Origin of the sequence: Bradyrhizobium sp. AUGA SZCCT0283, from assembly GCF_018130385.1 — a bacterium.
Taxonomy (GTDB): Bacteria; Pseudomonadota; Alphaproteobacteria; order Rhizobiales; family Xanthobacteraceae; genus Bradyrhizobium.
Genome location: NZ_JAFCLU010000037.1, coordinates 34,020 through 59,860, shown reverse-complemented (window position 1 = coordinate 59,860; position 25,841 = coordinate 34,020). Strand labels below are relative to the sequence as shown.

The window sequence follows — 25,841 nt, the reverse complement described above, 5'->3', positions numbered from 1 at the left end:
GGAGAACAAAATGGCTGCACTACGACAAATCGCGTTTTACGGCAAAGGCGGCATCGGCAAGTCGACGACCTCGCAGAACACGCTGGCGGCGCTGGCCGAGATGGGTCACAAGATCCTGATCGTCGGCTGCGATCCGAAGGCGGACTCGACCCGGCTGATCCTGCACGCCAAGGCGCAGGACACCATCCTCAGCCTGGCGGCTGCCGCCGGCAGCGTCGAGGACCTCGAGATCGAAGAGGTCATGAAGGTCGGCTACCGCGACATCCGCTGCGTCGAGTCCGGCGGTCCGGAGCCCGGCGTCGGCTGCGCCGGCCGCGGCGTCATCACCTCGATCAACTTCCTCGAGGAAAACGGCGCCTATGAAGACATCGACTACGTCTCCTACGACGTGCTCGGCGACGTCGTGTGCGGCGGCTTTGCGATGCCGATCCGCGAGAACAAGGCGCAGGAAATCTACATCGTGATGTCGGGTGAGATGATGGCGATGTACGCCGCCAACAACATCTCCAAGGGCATTCTGAAATACGCCAATTCGGGCGGCGTACGCCTGGGCGGCCTGGTCTGCAACGAGCGCCAGACCGACAAGGAGCTCGAGCTTGCGGAAGCGATGGCCAAGAAGCTCGGCACCCAGCTGATCTACTTCGTGCCGCGCGACAACATCGTGCAGCACGCCGAGCTGCGCCGCATGACGGTGCTGGAATATGCGCCCGACTCGGTGCAGGCCGGCCACTACCGCAGCCTCGCCGAAAAGATCCACAACAATGGCGGCAAAGGCATCATCCCGACCCCGATCACCATGGACGAACTCGAGGACATGCTGATGGAGCACGGCATCATGAAGCCGGTCGACGAGGCCATCGTCGGCAAGACCGCCGCCGAGCTCGCCGCCGAAGCGGCGATCGCCGCGGCCTGAGTTCACCAATCGCTCATTTCCGGCCCCTCTGGGGAAGGGCCGGACCAAGCATCGCAAACGGATAAAGCGAGGAAAACCGAAATGAGTTTAGCCCAGACGCAGAGCGTTGCAGAGATCAAGGCTCGCAACAAGGAACTGATCGAAGAAGTATTGAAGGTCTATCCGGAAAAGACCGCCAAGCGCCGCGCCAAGCATTTGAACGTACACGAAGCCGGCAAATCCGACTGCGGCGTGAAGTCGAACATCAAGTCGGTTCCAGGCGTGATGACGATCCGCGGCTGTGCCTATGCCGGCTCCAAAGGCGTGGTGTGGGGTCCGATCAAGGACATGATCCATATCAGCCACGGCCCGGTGGGTTGCGGCCAATACTCCTGGGCGGCACGACGCAATTATTACATCGGCACCACCGGCATCGACACCTTCGTGACGATGCAGTTCACCTCGGATTTCCAGGAGAAGGACATCGTCTTCGGCGGCGACAAGAAGCTCGCCAAGATCATGGACGAAATCCAGGAGCTGTTTCCACTCAACAACGGCATCACGGTGCAGTCGGAATGCCCGATCGGCCTGATCGGTGACGATATCGAGGCGGTTTCCAAGCAGAAATCGAAGGAGTACGAAGGCAAGACCATCGTTCCGGTCCGCTGTGAAGGTTTCCGTGGCGTGTCGCAGTCGCTCGGTCACCATATCGCCAACGACTCCATCCGCGACTGGGTGTTCGACAAGATCGCGCCGGATTCGCCGCCGAAGTTCGAGCCCACGCCTTACGACGTCGCCATCATTGGCGACTACAATATCGGTGGCGACGCCTGGTCGTCCCGCATCCTGCTCGAAGAAATGGGCCTGCGAGTGATCGCTCAGTGGTCCGGCGACGGCAGCCTGGCCGAACTCGAAGCCACCCCGAAGGCCAAGCTCAACGTGCTGCACTGCTACCGTTCGATGAACTACATCTCCCGCCACATGGAAGAGAAGTACGGTATTCCGTGGTGCGAGTACAACTTCTTCGGGCCGAGCAAGATCGCGGAGTCGCTGCGCAAGATCGCGGGCTTCTTCGACGACAAGATCAAGGAAGGCGCCGAGCGCGTCATTGCCAAGTACCAGCCGCTGATGGACGCGGTGATCGCAAGATACCGGCCGCGCCTCGAAGGCAAGACCGTGATGCTGTTCGTCGGCGGACTTCGGCCGCGCCACGTGATCGGCGCCTATGAAGACCTCGGCATGGAAGTGGTCGGAACCGGCTACGAGTTCGGCCACAACGACGACTATCAGCGCACCGCCCAGCACTACGTCAAGGACGGCACGCTGATCTATGACGACGTGACCGGATACGAGTTTGAGAAGTTCGTCGAGAAGGTCCAGCCGGACCTGGTCGGCTCGGGCATCAAGGAGAAGTACGTGTTCCAGAAGATGGGTGTGCCGTTCCGGCAGATGCACTCCTGGGACTACTCCGGTCCCTACCACGGCTATGACGGGTTCGCGATCTTCGCGCGCGACATGGACATGGCCATCAACTCGCCGATCTGGAAGAAGGCCACGCCGCCCTGGAAGGCGGCGCCGAAGCCCGCGCTGATGGCGGCGGAGTAATCGGTTCATGCTGGCTCTCCCCTATCGGGGAGAGCCAGCGAGCCAAGGATCGACACACGAATTTTGAAAAGGGTGCCACCATGACGCAGAATGCAGACCACGTGCTCGATCACTTCGAGCTGTTCCGCGGTCCGGAATACCAGCAGATGCTGGCGAACAAGAAGAAGATGTTCGAGAACCCGCGCGATCCCGCGGAAGTGGAGCGCATTCGCGAATGGGCCAAGACGCCGGAATATCGCGAGAAGAATTTTGCGCGCGAGGCGCTCACCGTCAACCCCGCCAAGGCCTGCCAGCCGCTCGGCGCCGTGTTCGCAGCGGTGGGCTTCGAAGGGACCATTCCCTTCGTCCACGGTTCGCAGGGCTGCGTCGCCTATTATCGCAGTCATTTGTCGCGGCATTTCAAGGAACCGAGTTCCTGCGTTTCTTCGTCGATGACGGAAGATGCTGCGGTATTCGGCGGCCTCAACAACATGATCGACGGCTTGGCCAACACCTACAGCATGTACAAGCCGAAGATGATCGCCGTTTCCACCACCTGCATGGCCGAGGTGATCGGCGACGACCTCAACGCCTTCATCAAGACGGCGAAGGAGAAGGGCTCAGTGCCCAACGAATACGATGTCCCGTTCGCGCATACGCCGGCCTTCGTCGGCAGCCATGTCACCGGGTATGACAACGCACTGAAGGGCATCATCGAGCATTTCTGGGACGGCAAGGCCGGTACGGCGCCCAAGCTGGAACGGCAGCCAAACGAGAAGATCAACTTCATCGGCGGCTTCGACGGCTACACCGTCGGCAACACCCGCGAGGTCAAGCGCATCTTCGAGACGATGGGGATCGAGTACACCATCCTCGCCGACAACAGCGACGTGTTCGACACGCCGACCGATGGCGAGTTCCGCATGTATGACGGCGGCACCACGCTGGAGGATGCGGCCAACGCGATCCATGCCAAGGCGACGATCTCGATGCAGCACTATTCCACGGAAAAGACGCTGCCGCTGATCGCCGCACACGGCCAGGAAGTGGTGTCGTTCAATCATCCGATCGGGGTAACGGCGACCGACGAGTTCATCATGGCGCTGTCGCGGATTTCCGGCAAGGAGATCCCGGAGGAACTGGCGCGCGAACGCGGACGGCTGGTCGACGCGATGGCGGATTCGAGCGCGCATATCCACGGCAAGAAGTTCGCGATCTATGGCGATCCAGACCTCTGCATTGGGCTCGCGGCATTCCTGCTCGAACTCGGCGCCGAACCAACGCATGTGCTGGCAACCAATGGCACCAAGCAATGGGCTGAGAAGGTGCAGGCGGTGTTCGATAGTTCGCCGTTCGGCCAGAATTGCCACGTCTATCCGGGCAAGGATCTCTGGCACATGCGCTCGCTGCTGTTCACCGAGCCGGTCGATTTCGTGATTGGAAATACCTACGGCAAGTATCTGGAACGCGACACCGGCACGCCGCTGATCCGGATCGGCTTCCCGATCTTCGATCGCCATCACCATCACCGCTATCCGGTCTGGGGTTACCAAGGCGGGATGAACGTCCTGGTGTGGATCCTCGACAAGATCTTCGATGAGATCGACAGGAACACCAACGTTCCCGCGAAGACCGACTACAGCTTCGACATCATCCGCTAGGGATGGTCGCGACAACTGCCTTGCCGCCGTTCCTGTGTACCGGGACCGGCGGCAAGGCGGATCTACCGAAGGCAAAATTAGTCGTCGGCCTTTCGGCAAGCCGTTCTGTGGATAGGAGAGACGAATGAGTTCGCTGTCGGCCACAATCCAGGATGTGTTCAACGAGCCGGGCTGCGGCAAGAACGCGAACAAATCGGAGGCCGAGCGAAAAAAGGGCTGCACCAAGCAGCTGCAGCCCGGCGGTGCCGCCGGCGGCTGCGCCTTTGACGGCGCCAAGATCGCGCTTCAGCCCCTGACTGATGTGGCCCATCTCGTCCATGGTCCGATCGCCTGCGAGGGAAACTCCTGGGACAACCGCGGCGCCAGATCCTCGGGTTCAAATATCTGGCGCACCGGCTTCACCACCGACATCAACGAGACCGACGTCGTGTTTGGCGGCGAAAAGCGCCTCTACAAGGCGGTCAAGGAAATCATCGAGAAGTATAATCCGCCGGCAGTCTTCGTCTATCAGACCTGCGTTCCCGCCATGATCGGCGACGACATCAATGCGGTCTGCAAGGCGGCCAGCCAGAAATTCGGCAAGCCGGTCATTCCCGTCAACTCGCCGGGTTTTGTCGGGCCCAAGAACCTCGGCAACAAGCTCGCGGGCGAAGCGCTGCTGGAGCATGTGATCGGAACGGAAGAGCCGGATTTCACCACGCCTTACGACCTCAACATCATCGGGGAGTACAATCTCTCCGGCGAATTGTGGCAGGTGAAGCCGCTGCTCGACGAACTCGGCATCCGCATTCTCTCCTGCATCTCGGGCGACGGCAAATATCGCGAAGTCGCCTATTCGCACCGCGCCCGCGCGGCGATGATGGTCTGCTCCAAGGCGATGATCAACGTCGCCCGCAAGATGGAGGAGCGTTACGGCATTCCGTTCTTCGAGGGCTCGTTCTACGGCATCGAGGACAGCAGCGATTCATTGCGGGAAATCGCCCGGCTCCTGATCGAACGCGACGCGCCCGATGAATTGATGACGAGAACGGAAGCGGTGATCGCTCGTGAAGAGGCAAAGGCCTGGGCCGCCATCGAACCGTACAAGCCGCGCTTCAAGGGCAAAAAGGTTCTGCTGATCACGGGTGGCGTCAAGTCATGGTCGGTGGTCGCCGCCCTGCAGGAGGCCGGTCTCGAACTGGTCGGCACCAGCGTCAAGAAATCCACCAGAGAGGACAAGGAGCGGATCAAGGAGTTGATGGGCCAGGACGCCCATATGATCGACGATATGACGCCGCGTGAAATGTACAAGATGATGAAGGACGCGAAGGCCGACATCATGCTCTCGGGCGGCAAGTCGCAATTCGTCGCCTTGAAGGCGGGGATGCCGTGGCTCGATATTAACCAGGAACGCAGCCATGCCTATATGGGGTATGTCGGCATGGTGAAGCTGGTTGAGGAGATCGACAAGGCGCTTTTCAATCCGATGTGGGAGCAGCTCCGCCGGCCCGCGCCGTGGGAGGATAGTGCGAAAAACTGGCAGGCCAGGGCGATCGCGCAAATGGACGCCGAAGCTGCAGCACTGGCTGCCGATCCCGTGGCCGCGGAACAGGCCCGACGCGCCAAGAAGATCTGCAACTGCAAGACGGTCGATCTCGGCACCATCGAGGATGCAATCCAGACGCATGGTCTGACGACGACAGAGGAAGTCAAGCAGCACACCAATGCATCCGGCGGATGCGGCTTTTGCTCGGTCCGGATCGACGACATCCTGGCGGCGCGGCAGGCGTCGGCGGCTCCGGTCATGCAGGCAGCGGAGTAGGGTCGCGCCATGGCGATTGTCACCGTTGGGAAGAAGGCTTGCGCGGTCAATCCGCTGAAAATGAGCCAGCCGATCGGCGGTGCGTTTGCTTTCCTGGGGCTGCGGGGATCGATGCCGCTGCTGCACGGCTCGCAAGGCTGCACGTCCTTTGGACTGACCCTGTTCGTGCGGCATTTCAAGGAAGCCGTGCCGCTGCAGACGACGGCGATGAGCGAAGTCGCGACCGTGCTGGGTGGCTATGAGAATGTCGAACAGGCCATTCTCAACATCCACAAGCGGACCAAGCCGGAGATTATCGGTATCTGCTCGACCGGGGTCACCGAAACCAAGGGGGACGACGTCGAGGGTTACATCAGGTTGATCCGGCAAAAACATCCGGAGCTCGCGGCATTCCCGATGGTCTATGTCGCGACACCTGACTTCAAGGATGCATTCCAGGACGGCTGGGAGAAAACCGTCGCGCGCATGGTCGAGGTGCTGGTCGAAGTGCCGAAGGCCGCGGCCCGCCGCGACCCGAGCCGAGTCAATGTCCTCCCCGGCTGTCATCTCACGCCGGGCGACCTCGACGAGATCAGGACGATCATGGAAGATTTCGGACTCGAACCGTCCTTTCTTCCCGATCTCGCCGGCTCGCTCGATGGCCATATTCCCGACGAGTTCGTGCCGACGACGATCGGCGGCATCGGCGTTGAGGAAGTCGCGGTCATGGGACAGGCTTCCTGGACGATTGCGATCGGCGCACAGATGCGCCGCGCCGCCGAAGCGATGGAAAAGAGGACCGGAACGCCTTTCCGGCTGTTCGAGCGGCTGTGCGGACTCTCGCCAAATGACGAATTCCTGGTGTTCTTGAGCGAGATCAGCGGGCGGCCGGTGCCGTTGAAATACCGGCGTCAGCGCGGCCAATTGGCCGACGCCATGCTGGACGCGCATTTCCATATCGGCGGCAGGAAGCTGGCGATCGGCGCCGAGCCGGATCTGTTGTTCGACCTTTCGAGCATGCTGCACGAGATGGGAGCCAAGGTGACGGTCGCGGTGACGACGACCCAGTCGCCCGTGCTGGAGCGGATCAAGACCGAGGAAGTGTTGATCGGCGATCTCGAGGATCTCGAGAACCTCGCAAAAGACCGCGGCTGCGATCTGCTCATCACCCATTCGCACGGCCGTCAAGCCGCGGAACGGCTGAAGATTCCGTTCTATCGCGCCGGCTTTCCGATGTTCGACCGGCTCGGTGCGGGTCACCAGCTCTCGGTCGGCTACCGCGGCACCCGCGATCTGATCTTTGACATCGCCAATCTCGTCATCGCCGACCACGAGGATAATCGCCAGCCGACCCCCGATACGTGGCGGACCGAGGGGGTCGGCGCCGCTGTCGACGTACCGGCTGCTTCGCTGCACTGACGGAAATACGAGAGGAAGGACGACGCCATGAAAATCGCATTCGCTACCCAGGACTTGAAGCGCGTCGACGCCCATTTCGGCTGGGCGAAGAACATCGCGATCTACGAGATCGGCCCGCAGGGACACCGCTTCCTCGAAGCCGTTCAGTTCGAGGGCGATCTGAAGGAAGACGGCAACGAAGACAAGCTCGCCCCGAAAATCGACGCGATCAAGGACTGCGCCATTCTCTACGTCGCCGCCATCGGCGGCTCCGGCGCGGCGCGGGTGGTGGCGAACAACATTCATCCGATGAAGGTCAATCAACCCGAAGAGATCACCGATCTCCTGGTCAAGCTCGAGGATGTCCTGAAAGGCACGCCGCCGCCCTGGCTGCGCAAGGCGCTGTTGAAGGACCAGGAACGAACTCTCGATTTTGAGGAATAGGGATGGCCATGTCTGACGTTGCAGTAGCGCTCGCTCCCGATCCCGCGGCGGAAGCGCCATTCGTGAGGGAGCTCATCAAGATATGGCGAGCCCAGGATACCCATGGCGCCTGGGAGGGCAAGAGCGATCTCACCCTGCTCGAACCCTATATTCTGGACAAGGAAGCCCGCCGGGCGCTGCCGATTATCGGCGATCCCGATCCGGAGACCATTTGGCGGATGGAGCTGTTTTTCAACGCGGTGGCCTTGTCGATCGAGCGCGCGACCGGCGTGATGATCTCGCCGATGCTGAAGATGAGCCATGAAGGCTTTGGCCGCATGGTCCTGATCGGGGGCCGGCTCATCGTCGTCAACAAGCAGTTGCGCGACGTTCACCGCTTCGGCTTCGACAATCTCGGCAAGCTCGCCGAGGAAGGCGACAAGTACGTCAAGGCCGGCGTCGAGATGATCGAAAAGTTCCGACCCGTCGCGGATTATTGAGGTGGCCCATGAGTGAACTGGAAACCCTGAAAGCCGAGATCAAGAAACTGTCCGCGAAAGCGACGCAGGCAAAGATGGATCTCCACGACCTTTCGGAGGAGCTGCCTCTGCAATGGCAGGACATTCTGACCGTTGCGCAACGGGCCCACGATGCGTTCGCCGAGCTTGAGCAAAAGCGTGCGGCGCTGAAGAGCCTCGAATCGGCCTAGCTCAAGGGCAGTTAGAACCATGACCAATGCAACCCGCGACGGCCGCGACTGGAACCCAGCCTATCTGCTCGCAATCGACGAGAAGAAATGCATTGGCTGCGGCCGCTGCTTCAAGGTCTGCGGCCGCGATGTGATGACGCTGAAGGGCTTGAGTGAGGATGGCCAACTCGTTGCGCTCGACGATGACGAGGACGACGAGATCGAGAAGAAGATCATGGTGATGAACGACGATGGGGCCTGCATCGGCTGCGGCGCCTGCGCCCGGGTCTGTCCGACCAATTGCCAGACCCATGGCCTGGCGCCGGGTTCGGTGGGCTGACGGAGCAGCAATGGCGATGGAAGAGAACGCCGAGCGCAGCACCGGACGATCATGAGCAAAACGGCTATCGCCAAATTCGGTATCGGCCAGGTCATCCGCCACCGGATGTATCAGTTCCGCGGCGTCGTGTTCGATGTCGATCCGGAGTTTGCCGACTGCAATGGAACGTATGAGACGATCCTGGTCGAGGCGCGCTCGCGCAAGGACCAGCCGTTCTATTACTTGTTCGCCGAAAGCGGCCAAAACCCCTGCATCGCCTACGTCTCCGAGCAGAACCTGATGCCGGATGCGTCCGACGACCCGGTCAGTCATCCGCAACTGGATAGCCTGTTCGAGCGTGACGAGAAGGGTTGCTATCGTCGGCGTAACGTGATGATGAACTGACCTCGTTCGACAGCGTCCGAGCTGCGATCAGCCGGCGCATGGGATCTGGCCTATTCGATACCTTGTTCGCGCGCCTTCCACATCGCTGCAATCCGGAAGCGTTCGTTGATGGCCACGGGGCTGGCGAGAATGTCGGCTTCGGCCTGTCTGAAGGCGGCGGTTACGATCTCCGCCTCCTCGCGCGTCAGCGCCACCCTGCCTGCCATATGCGTGGCTTCGGGCATGACCGTCCAGATCGCACGCTTGTTGGGATGCATCTTGACTTCGACCAGTTCAAACGCCTCGAGCTCGCCATTGAGGCAGATCGCCAATCCGATCACCTCGAGCTTTCGGCCGTCTTGCGTGGTCTTTACCAGCGTCGTTGCCATGATCAATTCGCCTCCTGCGATGCGAGCCAACTGTAACCGCCCTGATCCCAGAGCTGGGCGAGCGTCTGGTCCGGCTTCCAGTCCGGAAATTGCAGCCTGATAGACTCATAATCGGTCCGAAAGCGCGCCGCGTCTTCGCCCTGCAAATGCGCAGTGGAGAAATCGACCTTCGAGCGCAGGATGAACGAGGCGCCATCCTCGCCGGCCAGAAGTTCGTATTCCTCGCCTTCCGCAATCGAGGTGACCGATGCTGGATCTCCGCTCATGAACGTATCTCCCCATCGGGTGGAGTTCTCATGCGGCGACGGCTGGCGTATCTTCGACCAAGCCCCATTCCGCCCAGGACCCGTCATAGACGGCGACGTTCTTGCATCCGAGCAGATAGAATCCGAGTGCTGCCACACAGGAGATGATGCCGGAGGCACAGGTCGTCACGATCGGCCGGTCAAGATCGATCCCGGCTGCGGCGAAGCGCGCGGCGAGTGCGTTTGCAGTGATGAACTCGCCGGTTTCGGGGTCAATCAGATCGGCCCATGGAATATTTTTGGCGTTCGGGATGTGGCCGAGTTTCTTGAACGGGAACACGTCTTCCTGGGTGCCATCGAATTTGGCGGGCCCGCGCGCGTCGACGACCTGTGCCGCAGCGGTCACCAGGTTTTCCCTCATTTCAGCCAAGGTGCGCACCAGTGCGGGATTGTAGGTCGCCGAAAACGATTTCTGTTCCGGCCGTACCGCCGACATATCGGTTGGCTTCTTTTCCTTGGTCCATTTGCCGTAGCCGCCGTTGAGCATGGCGACCTTGTCGTAACCAAAGACCCGAAACATCCACCATGCCCGTGCAGCGGCTGCCCCGCCATACAGGCGGTCGTAAACCACCACCCGATCGCCGTCGCCGATCCCCAGCAGTCCGACCTTCTTTGCAAAGTCTGCCGCGCTGGGCAGCATGTGCGGAAGCGGGTTGGACTTGTCGGCCAGGTGATCGATATCAAAATGCACGGAACCCGGAAGATGGCGGCCACGGTATTGGGTGCGTCCATCGAGATTGGTACTAGCGTGATGCCAAGTACAATCGAGGATCCTGACGTCGGAGTCCGTCAGATGTTCGGCGAGCCAATCGGTGCTTACCAGCGCTTCAGGATTTGCATAGCTCATCTCGAAATGATCTCCATGTCAGAAACGCGACAATCGTCGCCCAAGAGACATCTGGCCGGCTATTCGGCGTTATGCTGTCGGCATCGGATAGCCCGTGCGTGGGCGGGTATCGTAATACTCAGGTTGCTCCGGCCAGCCGCCCTCGGCGATGAACTTGAACGCAGTCAGTTTCACCGGTGCGCCTTGCGAAAATGAGACCTCGCTGAATTTGATCTCGCGATCGCCGGGCCCTGCGGAAAAGTCGGCAATTACAGTGCCATCCGCCTTGCGGGCGCGGGCGAATCCCGGTGTGCCTACGCTGCTCGCCGCGACGGGATTTGCGGCGAATAGGGGGCTTTCGAGGCCGTCTGAAGCAGCACCGAAGGCCGGTGAGGCAAAGGTGAATGTTGCCAACGTTCCGCTGCGCTCGACGGGCTTATCTGCCGTGATCGGGCGGGCGACCGAGTAGATCGTGAGCGTGCCGCCATCGAGCAGCGCTTTCAGCTCATCCAGGGTGCAGCTGACGAAATCCAATGTGACATTCATGCCAATCTCCATACGCAAGGGCGCCGCGTATGGAATTATCAAGTTTTGTGCCAGTTGCTTGGGAAGTCGAGCAAATCTCTGAGTTCTTCATCCCTGACCGGATCTTGCGCGAATCTTGCAGAGCCCGGGGTTGGGTAGCGAGATCTGCAGGCTGGTCGATGTTGGACGCGGCGATCATTGGCGGTGGGGTGTGTGGCGTCGTGCTGGCGAGAAGCCTGCACCGGCAAGGCCGGGCCGCCGCCTTGTTCGAGGCGCGGGGACGGCTGGGCGGCCGCATCCTGTCGGTTGCGAGCGCCGGATCGGAGCTGACGGCGGACCTCGGTCCAACCTGGTTCTGGCCGGACACGCAGCCTCTGATGAAGAGCTTGGTCGCGGAACTGGGACTGCCTGACATTCCCCAGCACGATGACGGCTCTGTGCTGCACCTGAACGATCCCGAAAAGATTCCGGAGCGCATTGAGGGGAAAGCAATTCACGAAGGCGCCCGTCGTCTCCAGGGTGGCATGGCCCAGCTTGTCGACTTGCTCGCCGCTGATTTGCCGCCGAACCTGTCGCATCTCAACCACGTGCTGACCAGCATCGGCGACCGCGGAGACCATGTCGTCCTGACATTCGCCGCCGGCGACACCATGGTCGAGTTCCGGGCGCGTCACGTCGTGCTCGCGATTCCCCCGCGGCTGCTGGAACAGCATGTTCGCTTCGAACCCGGTCTCGATGAGGCGACGCGCGAAGCCATGCGTAGTGCCCAAACGTGGATGGCAGCACAGGCCAAGGTGGTCGTCGCTTATGATCGCGCTTACTGGCGCGAGGCCGGACATTCCGGAAATGCTTTCGTGACACACGGACAGGCCGTGGTTGGCGAAATCTTCGACGCGTGCGATTGCGACCCGGAAAGGGCTGCTCTCGGCGGGTTCCTTGCCTTGTCACCTGGACTGCGCGCAAGTTTCAGCGCCGGTCTTCCGCTACTGATCGACAATCAAATAGTACAGCTCTTCGGGTCCGCGCTCGAACATGGTGAGCAGCATTATCAGGACTGGGCAACGGAGCCATATACCTGCAGTGCGCTCGACCGAACCTCCGCGCAGACCGAACAACATGCCGATATCGCAAATCCGATGCTGCGGCGGGTGCATTGGAACGGAAAGCTCTATCTGGGTGGGTCGGAAACCGCATCCCGCGGCGCCGGCTATCTGGAAGGTGCGCTGGAGGCGGCGCGGCGGATCGACCTCTTGCTCAAACGCAAATCGGCTCAAGAGAAGGGCGCAGCATATTCCAGCGCCGGAGACGGCAATGCCGGCTCAGTCAACGCTGCGAGCCTCACCCGCTTCGGAGCCTGGGTTGCCGCACAGGGAGATGCGGCCTTCGACGGCTATCGCCATCGCCTCCATCGCAGCCTTGCGGCCCAGCAGCATGAGCAACTCACGCAACGCGCCATTCTCGAAGCGATCGAAGAGGTCTTCGACAACGCGCTTGCGGTGCTCGATGGTCTCGATTTCGACATCGACGTTATAACGGTCGAGCGTGGCCGCTCCTCGCTGACGCCGGCGATACAGCAACCGTTCGGCGACCTGATGCAGTCCGTGCTCGACGACGTCGTCGCGTTCAACCGGACGTCCTGTGCGCTGTCGAATTTTCCGGACGAGCATCATTTGTCCAGGGAGTATACGCAGGTAATCATGCGCGACATCGCCGCAGCGTGGCTGGAATTTTCACTGGCCGCGAACCGCCTGCTTCTGGCCAAGGCGGACGTGCGCGATCGCCGCTTGCAGGCAACGAAAATGACAGGCGTTTCGTCATGAACGAGGGCAAGATGGAAGCTGATGTGGCCTATGCTATCTGCAGAATGAGCGATATTCCAAGCCAGCAGGCGAGGGGCTTTCAGCTCATGATTGTCGGCGACGACGGCGCCACGCGGCCCTGGTCCATCCTGGTGGTTCGCTGGGGCCGTCAGGTGTTCGGCTATGTCAACAAATGCCCGCATGACGGTGTCAATCTGGATTGGGAGCGCAACCAGTTTCTGGATCCGAACGGCATCCGTCTGATGTGCGGCAAGCACGGCGCATTGTTCGAACTCGGCACCGGCATCTGCGTGGATGGCCCCTGCAAGGGCCGTAGCCTCGCGCCGGTGGCGGTGACCGTCCTGGACGACGACATCTGCGTGACGGGCGTAACGCTTGTCGAGGATGAGGAAGCTGTTCCCGGCGAGGAGTCGTGATCCCGGCCCGGCAGTTCAGACCGGGCGGTTTTCGTTCCGGTTCTTCACCGGCTCCATCCGGGCCAGGCCGTCCTCGAAGGAGATGACATCATACTTTCCGTCGAAGCCGGCCGCGGCGTCGAGAAGGTAGTCGAGCTTGCCTGCGGTATCGAGCTTCTTGACGTCGTTCTTGTCGATGCTCATCAGGTCCATCATTTCCTTCCAGACGGTCGATTCGTCGCAGGGCAGAACATGGAAGGTGATGCCGCGAAGGGTGACGCGGTATTTCGCCAGCAGATCGATGTTGTTGCAGAACATGAAGTAAGTCCCGCTCGGACTGAGCAGGCCATCCAGGACTTCCGATGCCACGTCCAGATAGGCAAAGGAATGCAGGTAGCCGGCGAGGACGGGGATGGTGCTTTCGCCGTCCTGGGCGATCGTCAGAACCTGCTCGATCGAGAACTCCGGCGGACGCTTTTCGTCGGCGACCTGGGCCTGGAATTTGAGAGCGATATCGCCCCGGAAACCAAACCGGCCGGGCTTCTTCGTCGCACTCTTGAGCACGGCGTTGAGCAGGCGTCCTTCCCGATCGGGCCGGCCAAGGGCAGTCTTCTCGATGGTCGGCGCGGTCATCTCGATCGTGGTCATGGGAAGCCTCTCCGATTTCATACAATGCCGGCGATCTGGCGCCGCACGGCCCTGCAATGCAAATTGTCTGCCGGTTTGAATTTGTCGCAAAGCCGACAATTTATCCTCGCCGATCTCGCACCGGCGTCCGGGTCGTCTCCACAAGCTTGACCCTGCATTTTGGCGATCCTAAAGATCGCCGCGCCTCAGTGCTTGAGCTGATGGACCATTGCGTCACCAACCAAACAAACTGGATCGGAGGAGCCAACATGGTACGGGAATTCGAATACAAGGGTGAAACCTTCAGGGTGACGGCGCATGGGATAGCCGGACATGAGGAAATCTTTATCGTCCACATCGAAGCGGACGGTATGGAAGGCGGGGAAATCTCGATCGATCGCATGACCGAGGAAAACGACACCAACGCGCCGTTGCAGGATATTGTCGTGATGCTCTGCGACCGGCTGATCCCGGAGCGCGGCATCGAGGTGAGCAACCCGAATGGTCCGTTCTCCTGGCGTCAGGGTAACGTGCAGTTCGCCGTTCACGACGGTGTCCAGGAACGCCACTAGGTCCTCCGTGAGGAATGCACCGCTTTTCGGCTTCGGCAGGATTTTTGCTTCACCCGAGTGTAAGCCCCCTCCGTTGCGTTCGAGGCCGGACCCTGTGTCATCTGCGGCGAGATATGCATCGAAAGTCTCCGGTTCGGGCCCTTGATCCCTACACCGGTAAATGGCGATGAAGCTTCAGATTGAGCGGCCTTACTTCGAAGCGATGGTCACAAGCTTTCCGGGGCTGGCCTCGCTCAAGGAACAACTGCGCTTCGGCGACAGAGTGGAGGTCGCATTCCGACAGCTTTCCGATGCCGAACTCGGCTTTTTGAAGGATCTCTATAACCAGGCCGGACCCGATATGCAGGTCCGCTCGGCCCAGATCGTGACCCTTCAGAGGGCCTTCAGCGAACAGAGCGTCAGGTTCACGGCAGCGGATCTGGAATCCTTGCTGCCGGCGATCGCGCGCCATTTGGTTGCCGATGCGATCCGGGGCTGGATGTTCACGGCAAGCGCTGCCAGCAGGCCTCTGCCCTACGTCGTCACAAGGCTTGACTATACGCCGCCTTCGAATGACGAGACCGGCCGGGTGTTTATCGAGTTGAAGGCCAACGCCAAGGGCACGATCACCTCGACGACGCTCAGGATTTCAGCTGGTGACATCGTCGGCAAGACGGTGCCCGAAATCTTTGCGGCAAAGGGGTTCCTGAAGGAAACGCCTGAATTGATCGCTGCCTATGACGATACCGAAAGCCGCTATTTCGCTTGGCGAGCCCGCTATGGTCACCAGTTCTCCGGCTCCGGCACCGGCTTCTTTGCCGAAGATCCGAACTCATCGCACCGGGATACGGACTGGTCACGTAAGGACGTGGTCGTGTTGTCGTCGGGCGGCGGTTTGGGGCGCCTCGTCAATGATGAAGGCATCCTGAGCACGCGGGCACTGACGCTCGAGGTGACCGGCGATATCCTTGGCCAATATCTGAGAAAGGCTGCCAAGAGCAATCTCTATGATGCCGAAGCCGAGGTGGAGCAATCCAGGACTTCGATTCCGAAGGGCTTGTTCTGCAGGATACCGGTGCATCCCTACATGCTGATGTTTCATCTCGAATTACACCATCATGTTTGGGTCCATGTCGGTGACATGACGCCTTACGCCTATCAGCCCGACCTGAAACAAAAGCTGATCCTGCCGGAGGAGCAGACTGATCTCATCGACATCCTCACCGCCGAAATGGATGTCCTGATGGACGACATCGTCGCCGGAAAATCCGGAGGCACGACGGTTTTGTGCGCAGGGCCGCCCGGGGTCGGCAAGACGCTGACGGCCGAGGTCTATGCCGAGATCATCCAGCGGCCGCTTTATCGCGTCCATTCCGGCCAGCTCGGATTGAACGTTGCCGCCATGGAAAGCGCGCTGAAGGATGCGTTGATGCGGGCGCAGCGCTGGGGCGCGGTCATGCTGATCGACGAAGCCGACGTCTATATCAAGCGTCGCGACGACGACATCACAATGAACGCCGTGGTCGGCGTCTTCCTGCGCGTGCTGGAATATTTCAATGGCTTGCTGTTTCTGACCACGAACCGCATCGATGATATCGATGAAGCGATCGTCTCGCGCTGCATCGCATTGATCAAGTTCATGCCTCCGGACGACGAGGCGCGGAGGAAGATATGGAGCGTCATGACCGGGCAATTCGGGCTTGCGGTCGACGCTCCGTTGCTCGACGCCCTGGTCGGGACGTTCCCGGGGACATCGGGCCGCGACATCAAGGGATTGGCAAAGCTCGTCGCCAAATATTGCCAACACAGGAAGGTGCCTCCGACCCTGGAGGTGTTTGAGCGCTGCGCGATATTCCGTGGCATCGATCTGGGGCTCCCCTCGGCGCCTGAGCGCACCCGGCGGCGCAAAGTCGCCATGTCGGAAACCTGACACGCGTTGCAAAGGCGACAGCCGAGAAGGCCATAAAATGTAGCCTTATCAATGAATTGCCGTATGGCATAAGTCTTGCCAATTCATTGCTCAACGGTCCCAGCAACGAGGGCGAGCAATGATCAATCTGACCGATAGTGCGCTGAATGCGGTACGCAACGCGATCTCCACGGCAAACAAGCCGGTCGATGGCTTGCGCATCATGGTCGAGGCGGGCGGCTGCGCCGGCTACAAATACATGCTGGGCCTCGTCGACGAGGTCGATCCCGACGACACCGTGATCGAGCGCGACGGCGTACGCGTCTTCGTCGACAACAAGAGCCACGAATACCTCGCGGGCACCACGATCGATTTCGTGATTGCCCTTGAGGGATCGGGCTTCACCTTCGAAAACCCGAACGCGAAGAATAGCTGCTCCTGCGGAAAATCGTTCGGTTGAACGAACCGACGGTGGTGAGCCTGACCCAAGGAAAGAAATCAAGATCATGCTGGTTGAAACCGAACATTCAAAGCAGTTACCGAACGCGGAGACGGATCGCGCCGAAATCATCAAGGCGGTGATTGAAGAGATCCGCCCGAACCTGCAGCGGGACGGCGGCGATTGTCAGTTGATCGAGATCGACGGCAGCAAGATCATGGTCAAGCTCACCGGCGCCTGCGTCTTCTGCAAACTGAGCAGCGCCACGCTCGAGGGCATCCAGGCGCGTCTGGTGGAAAAGCTCGGCGAGTTCGTGCGCCTTATCCCGGTTGCCGGAGCAGCGAAGGCGCGGCATTGAAAGAGGCGTTCCGTGCGGCCGATCTATTTAGACAACAACGCGACGACGCGCACGGACCCTGCCGTCGTTGCAGCGATGCTGCCGTATTTTTCGGAGCAGTTCGGGAATGCCTCGTCGGCTCACGCCTTCGGCAGTGAAGTCGCAGGCGCGGTGAAGCAGGCGCGCAAGGGCCTGCAGGCGCTGCTCGGGTCGGCCTTCGACCACGAAATCGTGTTCACCTCGGGCGGCACCGAATCGAACAACGCGGCCATCCTGTCGGCGCTCGAGACGCAGGACGGACGCGACGAGATCGTTACAACGGCCGTCGAGCACCCCGCTGTTCTTTCGCTGGTGGAACACCTCGCAGCGTCACGCGGTATCAAGACGCATTTCATCGGGGTCGATGCGCAAGGCAGGCTCGATCTCGGAGCCTTTCGGAGCGCGCTCGGGCCGCGTACCGCCATCGCGTCGGTGATGTGGGCGAACAATGAGACCGGAACGCTGTTTCCGGTCACTCAACTGGCGGCGATGGCGCATGAGGCTGGCGCGCTGTTCCATACCGATGCGGTGCAGGCGGTCGGCAAGATCCCGCTCGATCTGAAGGCAACCGGGATCGACATGCTGTCGCTGTCGGGACACAAGCTGCACGGGCCGAAGGGTATCGGGGCGCTCTACCTGCGCAAGGGCACAAAGTTCAGTCCGCTGGTTCGCGGCGGGCCTCAGGAGCGCCGGCGTCGCGGCGGCACCGAGAATGTGCCCGGGATCGTCGGATTGGGAAAAGCCGCGGAGCTGGCGTTGGCGCAGTTGCAGGACGAAGAGGGTCGTGTTCGCGCCCTGCGCGACCGTCTCGAGCGGGGCATCCTCCAGATCGGCGATTGCATCGTGTTGGGTGATGCAGAGAACAGGCTGCCGAACACCTCCAATATCGCCTTCGAGCATCTCGAAGGCGAAGCCATCATTCATCATTTGAACCGGGCCGGCATCGCCGCTTCCCTGGGCTCGGCCTGCGCATCCGGTTCGATGGAGCCGTCGCACGTGCTGCGCGCGATGAATGTACCGTTGGCGGCGCTGCGCGGCGCTGTCAGGTTTTCGCTATCACGCGACAACACGATCGATGATGTTGTCTGCGTGCTGAATCTGCTGCCGGAGATCGTTGCCAAATTGAGGGCGTCGTCACCCTTGTGGCAGGAGCGCGGGCATATCACGGCGAACCCATCCCGATCCACGGAGCTGACCCTATGAAAGTGATGATTCGCCGTTCTCCGGAAACGGGGCTTTCGATCTACGTGCCGAAGAAGGATCTCGAGGAGCCGATCGTGGAATCCGAGCACGAGTCGTTGTGGGGCGGCTGGATCCGTATTGCCAATGGCTGGGTGCTCGATCTGCCGGAAATGGCGGTGGGGACCACGCTTCCCATCACGGTCAATGCCCGCAAACGCGGCCAGGAAAGTGAAGAGTGATGAACGCTCCGGTTCCCCAGGTAGATTTCATGACGCATGCCGACGCCGAGGCGTCGCTGAAGCAGGTTGCCGCGGGACTGCGCGCGGGAATGATCATTCCGTATCTCGGTCCGGGGACCGCCGAGCTCTCGAAGGCGGCCGTCCCGATGAATCCGGAAGCGCTCGCGGCGTTCTTCGGGATCAAGGTCGCATTGCCTCGGCGCGCCAAGGGTAATGCCTGGGCGGCCGCGCAGCATATCGAGAGCATGAAGCACCGGTCTACCGTCACCGCGTTGATGTCGGAGGCATTTGCATCGCCGGTGGAGCCGACAGCCCTGCATCGCTATCTGGCCTCGCTGCGCCTGCCGATGATCGTCGATACCTGGTATGACGGCGCCATGCGCGCGGCGCTCGGCGAGCGCAGAGACTGGGGCGAGGTGCAGGGCATCACCCGCGCCGGCATCGGCGAAGACCGCTGGTACCGGTTTTACGACTCCGCCGGTATGGAGGCGGATCGCGCGGCGGCACACGGTTGGGCCACCTTGCTGTACAAGCCGCACGGCAGCGTCGCGCCGGCGAAGAATTTCCTGATCTCCGACGCCGATTATGTCGAGGTGCTGACGGAAATCGACATCCAGACGCCGATTCCGGACGTCGTGAAGGACCGCCGCACGGAGCGGAGTTTTGTCTTCATCGGCTGTCGTTTCAACGACCAGCTTCTCCGAACCTATGCGCGCCAGGTCACCAAGCGGTCGGCGGCGACGCATTATGCGATTGTCGAACCCAAGACGCTGAGCAAGAACGAACTCCGGTTCCTGATCAGCCAGGGTTTGACGCCGATCGCCGTTCCGCTGGCAGAGGCCGTGGAAATTCTGACTGCGGCCCGCTGAACGCATCACTTGGCGATGGCTTCCAGCTTCGGGCGGCGCGACGTCGCCGGAGCTGCCTGCGATTTTCAATCGGCAACCAGAGCAGTCCGTTTGCCGTATCCCGCCGGCAAATACCCGGTCTGTAACGTTTCTAACATATTTCGAAACTCTCCGTCGTCGCCTGTTGGCAACACGACAGCCGCCGCCATTTCCTTAACTCATTGAAATACTGCGAAGTTATCGCTGACTCGGCGATGGCACGCGAGTTGCTAATTGTCTCGCGGCTAATTCGTTTCGGAATCTTTGGATTTGGCAAGCAGCGAGGATCGCACATGCAAGCTTCGATACACGAGGGTACCGCCGTCCCAAGCGCCGCGAAAGTCGGAGAAGTGATGCAGGCGATTGCGGAACACAAGGGTTGCGGCACCAGTGGCGGCAGCGGCAAGGCGAGCTGCGGATCGGCGGCGGGGCAGGGGGATTTGCCGACCGAGATCTGGGAGAAGGTGAAGAACCATCCCTGCTACAGCGAGGAAGCCCATCACCATTACGCGCGCATGCATGTGGCCGTAGCGCCGGCCTGCAACATCCAGTGCAATTACTGTAATCGAAAGTACGATTGCGCCAATGAATCGCGGCCCGGCGTGGTCAGCGAGAAGCTGACCCCGGAGCAGGCGGCGAAGAAGGTGCTGGCGGTTGCATCAACCATTCCGCAGATGACCGTGCTCGGGATCGCAGGTCCGGGCGACCCGCTCGCCAATCCCGAAAAAACCTTCAAGACCTTCGAGTTGATCGCCAAGACCGCGCCCGACATCAAGCTCTGCCTGTCGACCAACGGTCTTGCGCTGCCCGACCATGTCGACACCATTGCCGGTTTCAACGTCGATCACGTCACGATCACCATCAACATGGTCGATCCCGAAATCGGCGCGAAGATTTATCCCTGGGTGTTCTGGAAACACAAGCGTTACACGGGTGTCGAAGCCGCGAAGCTCCTGACCGATCGCCAGCTCCAGGGACTCGAAATGCTCACCGAGCGCGGCATTCTCTGCAAGGTCAATTCGGTGATGATCCCCGGTGTCAATGACAAGCACCTCGTCGAAGTCAACAAGGCGGTGAAATCGCGCGGCGCGTTCCTGCACAACATCATGCCGCTGATTTCCGCTCCCGAGCATGGCACCGTATTCGGCCTGACCGGTCAGCGCGGTCCGACGGCGCAGGAATTGAAAGCGCTGCAGGATAGCTGCGAAGGCGAAATGAACATGATGCGGCACTGCCGGCAGTGCCGGGCCGACGCCGTGGGCCTGCTCGGCGAGGACCGCAGCGCAGAGTTCACGACCGACAAGATCATGGCGATGGAGGTCAACTACGATCTCGACACCCGCAAGGCCTATCAGGCCAAGGTGGAAGAGGAGCGCGTCGCCAAAGTTGCGGCGAAGCAGGAGGAACTGTCGACGCTCGCCGGCGAAATGAGCGACATCAAGCTGTTGGTTGCGGTCGCCACCAAGGGCTCCGGATTGATCAACGAGCACTTCGGCCACGCCAAGGAGTTTCAGGTCTACGAGCTCTCGACCGCAGGCGCGAAATTCGTCGGTCACCGCCGCGTCGATCTCTACTGCCAGGGTGGCTTCGGCGACGAAGAAAGCCTTGAAACGGTGATCCGCGCCATCAACGATTGCCACGCGGTGTTCGTTGCCAAGATCGGCGGCTGCCCGAAAGCCGATTTGCTGACGGCAGGCATCGAGCCGGTCGATCAGTTTGCCCATGAGTTCATCGAGAAATCGGCGATCGCCTGGTTCAAATCCTATCTCGACAAGGTCAACAGCGGCGAGATCGAGCACGTCGAGCGCGGCGATGCCGAGATCCGCCAGGGCGCGCTGATTAGCGCGGCCTGAGAAAACGAAACTCGATGAGCCCTCAGGAGTAAGCGATGGCGCTGAAGATCATATCCTCACAATGCACGAGTTGCTCGGCGTGTGAGCCGGAATGCCCCAACGTAGCAATCACGGAGAAGAACGGAACCTTCGTGATCGATCCGAAGAAATGCACCGAATGCCTCGGACATTTCGATTCCCCGCAATGCGCGGCGGTCTGCCCGGTCGACGACACCTGCGTCATCGACAATTCCTTTCCGCGCTACCAGGTACCGGCCTGAAGGAGCGAGCGATGAACTTCACCCTTACGCCGGCGGCGACGAAATTCATTCGCATGATGATCCGTGCCGACGGCGACGCATCCAGTGGTTTCCGGCTTGCCGTCAGCCCGGGCGGTTGCTCGGGATTGGCGGCCGATATCAGCGTCCGCCGGGAGCCTGCGGCCGGCGAGGCCGTGGTCGAACGCGATGGCGTCAAGCTCTTCCTGCCCGCGGAGAGCCGTATTCTGCTCGACGGGGTCACCATCGATTTCGCCGACACGCCGGCGCAGACCGGACTGGTGTTCAAGGATCCGAAGCACGTTTCCTGCTCGAGCCACTAGACGGGAGGCAGCGATGATGGGACCCGCGGAACGAGGCGAGCCGCAATCCGTCACGGACGCGGCAGTCCTTGCCAACGCGCTGCTCGGCGGTGGACTGCCGGCAGAGGCGGAATTCCATCTGTGGGAAGCTGGTCTTTCGTACCATCTGGACGACGTCGCCGAGCACCATCTGCGGGAAGCCCAGGCGTTGGCCCCGGGACATGCAGCGGTGCTGATTGGCCTCTACCGGTTCTATTTCTACAAGGGCCGTCTGGCTGACGCGCTCACGGTCGCCCTACAGTGCCTGGAGAAGGCGGCCCGAGAGAACAAGCTTGCCTCGGACTGGCAGCAGGTTGCTGCCGGCGATGCCGAGTTCGGCCATTACGAGAACATGCTGCCGCGCTTCTACCTCTTCACCCTGAAGGGCTACGCCTATTTGCAGATGCGGCTCGGCAATCTCGATGAGGGCCGTTTAGCCATTGCAAAACTCCTGGAGCTCGACTCCAGCGACAAGGTGGGCGCGCGCGTATTGCTCGAAGTTATCGAACGGGTGGGACAGGACGATGATGGATGACATCGACGAAGCCCGGGATTGGCTGGGGAATGAGATCGACTGCGCCGGCTGCACCCACCAGGCGTTGGCGGACGCGGGAGGCTGTCGCCTCAAGCACGCCTGCGTGCACGACCGTTATGCGCGGCGGATCGACCGGTTCTTCAACTGGAATCCGGAACTCGCCAATTCCTATGTTGCGCATCCGCATTTCGAGGTTCGCGCGATTGCGGCCAAGCACGCCAGCATTTTCCTGCTGCCACCGCTGCTCGACGACCCCGAGGAAACCGTGCGCTGGAACGCGGCGCGGCGGCTGCCGAAGCGGCTCGTGCTCCGCCTGCGAAATGATGTCCACCGAGAGGTCAGGATCCGCATTGCTTCCCTGCTCGACGATTCCGAACTGATGCCGATGATGGCGGACCCCGACTATTACGTTCGGCTCGTGGTCGCGCGGCGCGTTACACCGTCGCTGCTCGCGCGCATGATCGACGACGAGGAAGCCGAAGTTCGTCGCGTGGTGGCGCGACGCATTCCGCACGACGGGCTGCTTCGAATGGCAGGCGATCGTGACGACGGCGTGAGACTGGAGATCGCCCAGCGTCTCACACCGGACCAGCTTTCCCGCCTCCGCTACGATCCCGATTGGCGCGTACGTTACGAAGTGGCGAGCCGGATCACGGTCGGGGAAATCGCTGAGCTCGCATTCGACAGCGACGGCTTCGTCCAGGACATGGCGCGGTCACGCGCGACCGGCAGACAGGAGCGGCTAGGGGAGTTTCCGGCATGAGCAATATCGTTCGTGACAGCGACGTGGTCGAGCTCTCCGCTCCGCCCTATTTCAGTTTCGGCGAGAAGGTGAAAGCCAAGCGCACCATCCGCAACGACGGCACCTACGCCGGCAAGGAGATCGGGGAAATTCTCGCGAAAAAGGGCGAGGAAGGGTACGTGGTCAGCATCGGAACATTCCTGCAGCAGTTCTACATCTATGGCGTCGAATTCATGGAGAGCGGAAACCGCGTCGGGATGAAGCGCAAGGAGCTGGATCCGGCAATTGCGCGCGATGAGATGTCGGATCTGCCTTTGCCGGGAGGAACGGCGGCATGATGATTGAACCCAGAATTCCAAAATATCAATGGGGCCAGCGCGTGAAGGCCCTGATCGACCTGTTCAATGACGGATCGTTCCCCAACGCACCTGTCGACGCCAGGCTGGTCGGCGTCGGCGATACCGGTGAAATCGTCCAGGTGGGCACGCAGACCGAAGCGAACCTGCCGATCTATCTCGTCGAATTCGGCGAGCGGCTGGTTGTCGGATGTCTCGAAGAAGAGATCAGTCCCCTCTAGAGGAGCAGGTGCGATGCTATCGGCTACGCTGAGCCAGGTCGCGGTCAGGCCGTTCGCCCATCCGAACGACCTCGATCGCAAGCGGATCGAGCGCGCGTTGAAGTCGCGCAAGCGATATCGCTACGTCACCCCCAGCGTGACGACCACGATCGGCGGCTATCGGATCGAGAGCCCGTGCTGCTCGAGGAATATCGATCGAGATGGCGGCATCGTCGATGTCGCGTTGCTGCTGCACGACGCCGATGCCGTGCGATGGCAGTTGTTTCGCAAGGACCACAAGAAGGGCTTGTGGCAGCTCGACAGCACTCACGACCGTTTGCCGACAGCTTTGGAGCGATTGAACGCCGATCCCGAGCGAATGTTCTGGCAATGAACTTGCATGAGCAGAAATATCTAAGGCAAAAATTGCGAACCCTCTAACACAGAGTAACGGCAATGGCGTTGGACGCGGATGAATTGAACGAGATCGATCGGGTGCTGTCCGATCCCGGTGTCGACGCGGGCGTCTTTACCGAGTTGCGGCGCCGGTTTCCACATCTGTCATGGACGAAGTGTGATGCCAGCGATGTCAACGAAATGCCGTTCCGGAGCTATCTGCGATATGAAATTCACCTCGTCGATCGCACCGATCATTGCCTGCAGATTACGGCGGATCCGATGCGCGCGAGCGGCATCGTCCTGGCGGACAGGAATGTGACGCCATGACCGGGCTTGCCATCATCCAGGATGCCGATCGCGAAGACGACGATGTCGTCGTTGCAGGCGTCGACGACAGCTTCATCCCGCTGTCCGATCCCGATATCACACTGGCCGAAATCGGAGCCGTCGATTCGGCCATGCGGTCGCCGAAACTCTCCGCTGGACCGACGGTCGAGGCCTTCGAGGCGGCGTTCGCCGCCTATGTCGGGCGCAGATACGCGATAGCGGTTCCGAGCGGAACGCTTGGATTGCTGTTTGCCCTGAGAGCCTACGGAATTGGTCCGGGGCAGGAGGTCATCACGTCGTCCTATTCGTTCCGGGAGACGGCGCATGCCATCAGCATCACAGGTGCCAGGCCGGTGTTCGCCGATATCGATTATTGGGCGGGAACGCTGGTCCCGGAGAAGGTGGAAGCACGCATCACCGTCAACACCCGCGCCATTGTCGCCTGCAACAACAACGGCCACCCCGCGGCGTGGTCGGGACTGCGTGCGGTCGCCAGGAAGCATGGCCTCGTGCTGATCGAGGATTCCACCGAGGCTATCGGCTCGAAGTACCAGGGTGCCCTGGTCGGTACCTTCGGCGACGCTGCGGTGTTCGACTTCTCGCAGCCCTCCGCATTGACCTGCGGCGAGGGCGGCATGGTGGTCACCGATGACATCGATGTCGCGGTGGCGTTGCGGCGCCATCGCGCGCACCGGCTGGAAGAGCGCGCATCGGTCGTCGTCAGCGCCACCCCGCCCTACCAGGCCGCCATGAGCAGCGTCGCGGCCGCACTTGGTCTGGCGCAGTTGCAGCGGCTGGACGAGATACTGGAACGGCGCCGGCTGACGGAACACCTCTACAACAAGCATGTGCAGTCCTTCGAGGGGATCAAGCCGCCCTATATCGGACCCGACGTGACCGAGGTGAACTGGTTTCTCTATGTCGTCCACCTCGGAACGCGGTTCACGCGCTCCAGCCGCGACGCCATCGTCGAAGACCTGAGGGTAGAGCAGGTGGAGGCCGCCGCCTACAGCAATCCGCTGCATCTGCAGCGGCACTATTTCGATCTCGGCTATCGGCGCGGCGACTTGTTCGTCACCGAAAAGGTGGCGGATCGCGCGGTCGCGCTGCCGTTTCACACCCATCTGACCGAAGATCAGATCGAATTCATCGTGGGTACGATGAAGGACGCCTCGATCAATGTCGGGGCAGGTGCCGCAATTTACTAGAATGTGCAACAAAAGAGGAATGGA

34 protein-coding genes are annotated in these 25,841 nt (G+C 60.9%); 29 read left to right on the top strand and 5 right to left on the bottom strand.

Features of this window, described 5'->3' with window-relative positions; all coding sequences use genetic code 11:
* The first annotated feature begins 10 nt into the window (after positions 1 to 10).
* The 10 genes from nifH (at position 11) to hspQ (ending at position 9,150) form a co-directional block, all read left to right on the top strand.
* Positions 11 to 913 carry a nitrogenase iron protein gene (gene nifH / locus JQ624_RS32705; protein ID WP_212422966.1) on the top strand — a complete coding sequence of 301 codons (903 nt, stop codon included), beginning with the start codon at positions 11 to 13 and terminating at the stop codon, positions 911 to 913.
* A gap of 81 nt (positions 914 to 994) precedes the next feature.
* On the top strand, positions 995 to 2,497 hold the full coding sequence (nifD, locus tag JQ624_RS32700) for a nitrogenase molybdenum-iron protein alpha chain (protein WP_212423011.1): 1,503 nt from the start codon (positions 995 to 997) through the stop codon (positions 2,495 to 2,497).
* An 80-nt stretch (positions 2,498 to 2,577) separates the two neighbouring features.
* On the top strand, positions 2,578 to 4,137 hold the full coding sequence (gene nifK, locus JQ624_RS32695) for a nitrogenase molybdenum-iron protein subunit beta (protein ID WP_212423010.1): 1,560 nt from the start codon (positions 2,578 to 2,580) through the stop codon (positions 4,135 to 4,137).
* 124 nt (positions 4,138 to 4,261) lie between these two features.
* Positions 4,262 to 5,938: a nitrogenase iron-molybdenum cofactor biosynthesis protein NifE gene (nifE, locus tag JQ624_RS32690; RefSeq protein ID WP_212423009.1), complete on the top strand. Its 1,677-nt coding sequence runs from the start codon at positions 4,262 to 4,264 to the stop codon at positions 5,936 to 5,938.
* Between the two features lie 9 nt (positions 5,939 to 5,947).
* On the top strand, positions 5,948 to 7,336 hold the full coding sequence (gene nifN, locus JQ624_RS32685; RefSeq protein ID WP_212423008.1) for a nitrogenase iron-molybdenum cofactor biosynthesis protein NifN: 1,389 nt from the start codon (positions 5,948 to 5,950) through the stop codon (positions 7,334 to 7,336).
* A gap of 27 nt (positions 7,337 to 7,363) precedes the next feature.
* Positions 7,364 to 7,759, top strand: a complete 396-nt coding sequence (gene nifX, locus JQ624_RS32680; RefSeq protein ID WP_212423007.1) for a nitrogen fixation protein NifX — start codon at positions 7,364 to 7,366, stop codon at positions 7,757 to 7,759.
* A gap of 8 nt (positions 7,760 to 7,767) precedes the next feature.
* Entirely contained in the window at positions 7,768 to 8,238 is a 471-nt protein-coding gene (locus tag JQ624_RS32675; RefSeq protein WP_212423006.1) for a NifX-associated nitrogen fixation protein, read from the top strand.
* Between the two features lie 8 nt (positions 8,239 to 8,246).
* On the top strand, positions 8,247 to 8,447 hold the full coding sequence (locus JQ624_RS32670) for a CCE_0567 family metalloprotein (protein WP_212423005.1): 201 nt from the start codon (positions 8,247 to 8,249) through the stop codon (positions 8,445 to 8,447).
* A 19-nt stretch (positions 8,448 to 8,466) separates the two neighbouring features.
* The gene (gene fdxB, locus JQ624_RS32665) at positions 8,467 to 8,766 is read left to right on the top strand and encodes a ferredoxin III, nif-specific (protein ID WP_212423004.1); all 300 of its coding nucleotides are present in this window, start codon (positions 8,467 to 8,469) and stop codon (positions 8,764 to 8,766) included.
* 51 nt (positions 8,767 to 8,817) lie between these two features.
* Positions 8,818 to 9,150 (top strand): heat shock protein HspQ, encoded by a 333-nt coding sequence (hspQ, locus tag JQ624_RS32660; protein WP_212423003.1) that lies wholly within the window; start codon positions 8,818 to 8,820, stop codon positions 9,148 to 9,150.
* Positions 9,151 to 9,200: 50 nt separating this feature from the next.
* On the opposite strand, the gene JQ624_RS32655 is transcribed toward hspQ, so the two are convergent.
* The 4 genes from JQ624_RS32655 to JQ624_RS32640 form a co-directional block, all read right to left on the bottom strand.
* On the bottom strand, positions 9,201 to 9,518 hold the full coding sequence (locus JQ624_RS32655; protein WP_212423002.1) for a hypothetical protein: 318 nt from the start codon (positions 9,516 to 9,518) through the stop codon (positions 9,201 to 9,203).
* Positions 9,519 to 9,520: 2 nt separating this feature from the next.
* Complete coding sequence (locus JQ624_RS32650; protein WP_212423001.1) at positions 9,521 to 9,784, bottom strand: hypothetical protein; 264 nt, start codon at positions 9,782 to 9,784, stop codon at positions 9,521 to 9,523.
* 28 nt (positions 9,785 to 9,812) lie between these two features.
* A complete protein-coding gene (locus tag JQ624_RS32645; RefSeq protein WP_212423000.1) occupies positions 9,813 to 10,670 on the bottom strand; it encodes a sulfurtransferase in 858 nt (285 codons plus the stop codon).
* A gap of 69 nt (positions 10,671 to 10,739) precedes the next feature.
* Positions 10,740 to 11,195, bottom strand: a complete 456-nt coding sequence (locus JQ624_RS32640) for a hypothetical protein (protein ID WP_212423024.1) — start codon at positions 11,193 to 11,195, stop codon at positions 10,740 to 10,742.
* Between the two features lie 158 nt (positions 11,196 to 11,353).
* On the opposite strand from JQ624_RS32640, the gene JQ624_RS32635 reads away from it, so the two are divergent.
* Both JQ624_RS32635 and JQ624_RS32630 read left to right on the top strand, forming a co-directional pair.
* Positions 11,354 to 12,994, top strand: a complete 1,641-nt coding sequence (locus tag JQ624_RS32635; protein ID WP_212423023.1) for an NAD(P)/FAD-dependent oxidoreductase — start codon at positions 11,354 to 11,356, stop codon at positions 12,992 to 12,994.
* Positions 12,995 to 13,005: 11 nt separating this feature from the next.
* The gene (locus tag JQ624_RS32630) at positions 13,006 to 13,410 is read left to right on the top strand and encodes a Rieske 2Fe-2S domain-containing protein (protein WP_212423022.1); all 405 of its coding nucleotides are present in this window, start codon (positions 13,006 to 13,008) and stop codon (positions 13,408 to 13,410) included.
* Positions 13,411 to 13,425: 15 nt separating this feature from the next.
* Here the strand turns inward: JQ624_RS32630 and JQ624_RS32625 are convergent, their stop codons facing one another.
* Positions 13,426 to 14,037: a hypothetical protein gene (locus tag JQ624_RS32625; RefSeq protein ID WP_212422999.1), complete on the bottom strand. Its 612-nt coding sequence runs from the start codon at positions 14,035 to 14,037 to the stop codon at positions 13,426 to 13,428.
* Positions 14,038 to 14,285: 248 nt separating this feature from the next.
* Between JQ624_RS32625 and JQ624_RS32620 the strand changes: the two genes are divergently transcribed.
* The 17 genes from JQ624_RS32620 to JQ624_RS32540 all read left to right on the top strand — a co-directional run bounded on the left by JQ624_RS32620 (position 14,286) and on the right by JQ624_RS32540 (position 25,817).
* Complete coding sequence (locus JQ624_RS32620; protein WP_212423021.1) at positions 14,286 to 14,588, top strand: hypothetical protein; 303 nt, start codon at positions 14,286 to 14,288, stop codon at positions 14,586 to 14,588.
* Between the two features lie 166 nt (positions 14,589 to 14,754).
* Positions 14,755 to 16,497, top strand: a complete 1,743-nt coding sequence (locus JQ624_RS32615) for an ATP-binding protein (RefSeq protein WP_212422998.1) — start codon at positions 14,755 to 14,757, stop codon at positions 16,495 to 16,497.
* 118 nt (positions 16,498 to 16,615) lie between these two features.
* Positions 16,616 to 16,936, top strand: coding sequence for an iron-sulfur cluster assembly accessory protein (locus JQ624_RS32610; protein ID WP_212422997.1), 321 nt, complete (start codon positions 16,616 to 16,618; stop codon positions 16,934 to 16,936).
* 46 nt (positions 16,937 to 16,982) lie between these two features.
* Complete coding sequence (locus tag JQ624_RS32605; RefSeq protein ID WP_212422996.1) at positions 16,983 to 17,273, top strand: NifU family protein; 291 nt, start codon at positions 16,983 to 16,985, stop codon at positions 17,271 to 17,273.
* 12 nt (positions 17,274 to 17,285) lie between these two features.
* On the top strand, positions 17,286 to 18,494 hold the full coding sequence (nifS, locus tag JQ624_RS32600) for a cysteine desulfurase NifS (RefSeq protein WP_212422995.1): 1,209 nt from the start codon (positions 17,286 to 17,288) through the stop codon (positions 18,492 to 18,494).
* Entirely contained in the window at positions 18,491 to 18,712 is a 222-nt protein-coding gene (nifT, locus tag JQ624_RS32595; protein WP_212422994.1) for a putative nitrogen fixation protein NifT, read from the top strand. Before nifS ends, nifT begins: the two co-directional genes overlap by 4 nt.
* On the top strand, positions 18,712 to 19,581 hold the full coding sequence (locus JQ624_RS32590) for an SIR2 family protein (RefSeq protein ID WP_212422993.1): 870 nt from the start codon (positions 18,712 to 18,714) through the stop codon (positions 19,579 to 19,581). The genes nifT and JQ624_RS32590 overlap by 1 nt, the downstream gene beginning before the upstream one ends.
* 311 nt (positions 19,582 to 19,892) lie before the next feature.
* A complete protein-coding gene (nifB, locus tag JQ624_RS32585) occupies positions 19,893 to 21,452 on the top strand; it encodes a nitrogenase cofactor biosynthesis protein NifB (RefSeq protein WP_212422992.1) in 1,560 nt (519 codons plus the stop codon).
* A 35-nt stretch (positions 21,453 to 21,487) separates the two neighbouring features.
* Positions 21,488 to 21,712, top strand: a complete 225-nt coding sequence (locus tag JQ624_RS32580) for a YfhL family 4Fe-4S dicluster ferredoxin (RefSeq protein WP_212422991.1) — start codon at positions 21,488 to 21,490, stop codon at positions 21,710 to 21,712.
* Positions 21,713 to 21,723: 11 nt separating this feature from the next.
* Complete coding sequence (locus JQ624_RS32575; RefSeq protein ID WP_212422990.1) at positions 21,724 to 22,032, top strand: iron-sulfur cluster assembly accessory protein; 309 nt, start codon at positions 21,724 to 21,726, stop codon at positions 22,030 to 22,032.
* Between the two features lie 16 nt (positions 22,033 to 22,048).
* A complete protein-coding gene (locus JQ624_RS32570) occupies positions 22,049 to 22,585 on the top strand; it encodes a hypothetical protein (RefSeq protein ID WP_212423020.1) in 537 nt (178 codons plus the stop codon).
* A complete protein-coding gene (locus tag JQ624_RS32565; RefSeq protein WP_212422989.1) occupies positions 22,575 to 23,348 on the top strand; it encodes a 4Fe4S-binding leucine-rich repeat protein in 774 nt (257 codons plus the stop codon). The genes JQ624_RS32570 and JQ624_RS32565 overlap by 11 nt, the downstream gene beginning before the upstream one ends.
* Positions 23,345 to 23,665 carry a nitrogen fixation protein NifZ gene (locus JQ624_RS32560; RefSeq protein ID WP_212422988.1) on the top strand — a complete coding sequence of 107 codons (321 nt, stop codon included), beginning with the start codon at positions 23,345 to 23,347 and terminating at the stop codon, positions 23,663 to 23,665. Before JQ624_RS32565 ends, JQ624_RS32560 begins: the two co-directional genes overlap by 4 nt.
* Positions 23,665 to 23,904: a nitrogen fixation protein NifZ gene (locus JQ624_RS32555; RefSeq protein WP_212423019.1), complete on the top strand. Its 240-nt coding sequence runs from the start codon at positions 23,665 to 23,667 to the stop codon at positions 23,902 to 23,904. The genes JQ624_RS32560 and JQ624_RS32555 overlap by 1 nt, the downstream gene beginning before the upstream one ends.
* Before the next feature lie 13 nt (positions 23,905 to 23,917).
* Complete coding sequence (locus tag JQ624_RS32550; protein WP_212422987.1) at positions 23,918 to 24,277, top strand: hypothetical protein; 360 nt, start codon at positions 23,918 to 23,920, stop codon at positions 24,275 to 24,277.
* 62 nt (positions 24,278 to 24,339) lie between these two features.
* Positions 24,340 to 24,609, top strand: a complete 270-nt coding sequence (locus JQ624_RS32545; protein WP_212422986.1) for a hypothetical protein — start codon at positions 24,340 to 24,342, stop codon at positions 24,607 to 24,609.
* The gene (locus tag JQ624_RS32540; protein WP_212422985.1) at positions 24,606 to 25,817 is read left to right on the top strand and encodes a DegT/DnrJ/EryC1/StrS aminotransferase family protein; all 1,212 of its coding nucleotides are present in this window, start codon (positions 24,606 to 24,608) and stop codon (positions 25,815 to 25,817) included. The genes JQ624_RS32545 and JQ624_RS32540 overlap by 4 nt, the downstream gene beginning before the upstream one ends.
* The last annotated feature ends 24 nt before the right edge of the window (positions 25,818 to 25,841 follow it).